Below are 2,367 nucleotides of genomic sequence, written 5' to 3'. Positions count from 1 at the left end.
GAACTAAAGATAAAAAAAGAATTACAAAATTTCAATAACTTCCGTCTGCCAGTTTTTTGCCAAACCAATGTTGCACGACGTTTTATGTTTAAAAGCAGAAATACGAATTTGTGTTTTTAAACAGATTATTGTCCGCCAAACATTTAAACATTAAAAGTCGACGAACAAAAAGTCCGGCGAATATTTTGTCTTGCGAACTTTTGCCTTATAAAAACAGTATTTTAAAATCCGGCGCGTAAAAGTCAGGCGAATATTTTGTCCGCAAGAAAAGCCGCAAGTTCGATTGTCGTTTGCAAAAATTAAACTTAATTAGCAAAACCAAAAAAGTCGTTTGCAAATGCTGTTTTTACCAGCAAAAAGTTTGAATTCCAATTTTATGCCGATAAAAACAGCATTGGAAAAAGTTGGCGTTTCAGATTCAGCAAATGTGTCGGCACTTTGTTCGGTAAAATGATGTGCAACGGAAAGGGCTTGGCGAAGAACTGGAATTTGAAATCCTTCAACCGAAACCCGAACTAAAGATAAAAAAGAATTTCAAATGTCTGGTAACTTCCGTCGGCCAGTTTTTTGCCAAACCCATGTTGCAAGCAGTTTATTTATAAAACTAAAAATTCACATTTGAATTTTAAAACTTTGCCAACAGCAAGCAAAAAAATGAGTTTCAAGTTTTAAAGTCTACGTTTTAAAGTCCGGTAATTTGTTTTTTCTGCTGAAACTTGTAAAGTCTGATTTGTCATTTAGAAAGTTGCAAGTCCAATTTATAAATTAAAAAAGTCCGCCGGCAATGCTGTTTTTACGTTGCAAGTTTAGTCAACAAATTTACATTGATAAAAACAGCGTTTGAAAAAGTCGCCGAAATAATTCGGTAAATACAAGTCAAGCGCGCAATTCAGTCGGCGTTTTGCAAGTCTTAAATTGCTTGCAACGTTCAAGGCTTGGCGAAGAACTGGAATTTGGAACTCGTCCGCCAAAACTAATGTTAAATTTATAACAAAATGTTGATGCTTCTTTTACCAGTAAATTTTATTCCTTCTGCCGAAACTGAAGCAAAATAGCAAAACAAAAGTTGATATTTATTCCGTCAGCCAGTTTTTTACCAAACCAATGTTGTGTGCTGCCCTGTATTTATTATGATTGCTAAAGTAAAAAGTTCAATATTTGATTTTTTAATAAATATACTGGAACAACTATTAATCCGGTCAGTAAGTAAGATTTTGCATGAGCCAATTTATAGGTCGTGATATTTATAAAAAGTTTTACAAGAATAAAACTTAATACTACAATCAGAGCAAACCAATTAGCAATGAATATACTAACTGGTGAACTTTGAATACGCTCTGAGTCGCCTCCTTCACCAAAATAAATCCAATAAATCAGTGGAATAATCATATAAAGTAAAAAGCATGTTAAAATAGAAATGAAAAGAACTAATAAAAAATGAGAAACTATCGTTTTTGACTTAAATATATTAGTGAATGTTTGCATTTTGGTCGTGTCGTTTGGGTTGCACACAACGGAAAAGGCTTGGCGAAGAACTGATATTTGAAACCCGTCAGCCCGAAAACCAAAGCTGAATTTATAACAAAAAGTTCAATACTGTTTTTATCAGCTAAATTTTGTTCCATCTGTTGAAACTGAAGCAAAATAGCAAAACAAAAGTTGAGGTTTAATTCGTCAGCCAGTTTTTTGCCAAACCAATGTTGCCTGTAGTTTTTATTATGCTACGAAAATAGAAATTCATCCGCTACGATATACGAACTGTCAATAAATAAAACTTTTGCATTTCCCACTTCCGTTTCGTGTTTTTCACCATTCCAGTACGTGGGAATTCTGTCACCAATTATTGTATAGTTAAGATTGTATTTTTTTAATATTTCACCATACTTCACTAATAATTTTTTTGGTCCGTTGGCTAAAAGTCCACTTGTAGAATTACTGATAAAATTACAAAAATCGTTTCCTTGATTTAAAGTCTCCTCAAAAGAAATTAATCCCTCAAATAGTGATTTATGAAGTTTGTAAAGGTCAATAAACATTAGGTTCGGGTCAGAACAGTTGCCGCTAAAATAAATAGATGACTGATAGTCCGAAAATTGCCATAGAATTGGATGATCATTACTTATTTCTAATGAAGAAGAGTAATCAAGCGAAAATTTACTTTGTCTATATTGTATTGTTTCAATATTCCAACGCTGGACGAAATTATCTTGTTCATGATATCCGTGAACTGAAACTTGAATATCCAACTTTGGATTTGATGCTTGATAGTCAACTTTTTTAATAACTATGTCTAAATCCTCTGGATCATAATTTTCTAAAATATCTTTAAGGATTTTTGGAAGCACGTTCGGTCGTTTAAAATTACAG

Annotated in this window: 1 protein-coding gene; it reads right to left on the bottom strand. The window is 32.7% G+C overall.

What is annotated here, in order from left to right:
• Positions 1–1,721 precede the first annotated feature (1,721 nt).
• Positions 1,722–2,367, bottom strand: a 646-nt coding sequence (locus GO621_RS18550; protein ID WP_232335709.1) for a hypothetical protein, incomplete at its 5' end; no start/stop codon positions are given.

It is taken from the genome of Mucilaginibacter arboris (genome assembly GCF_009754915.1).
Taxonomy (GTDB): Bacteria; Bacteroidota; Bacteroidia; order Sphingobacteriales; family Sphingobacteriaceae; genus Mucilaginibacter_A; species Mucilaginibacter_A arboris.
This window is presented reverse-complemented; position numbering and strand designations above follow the sequence as displayed.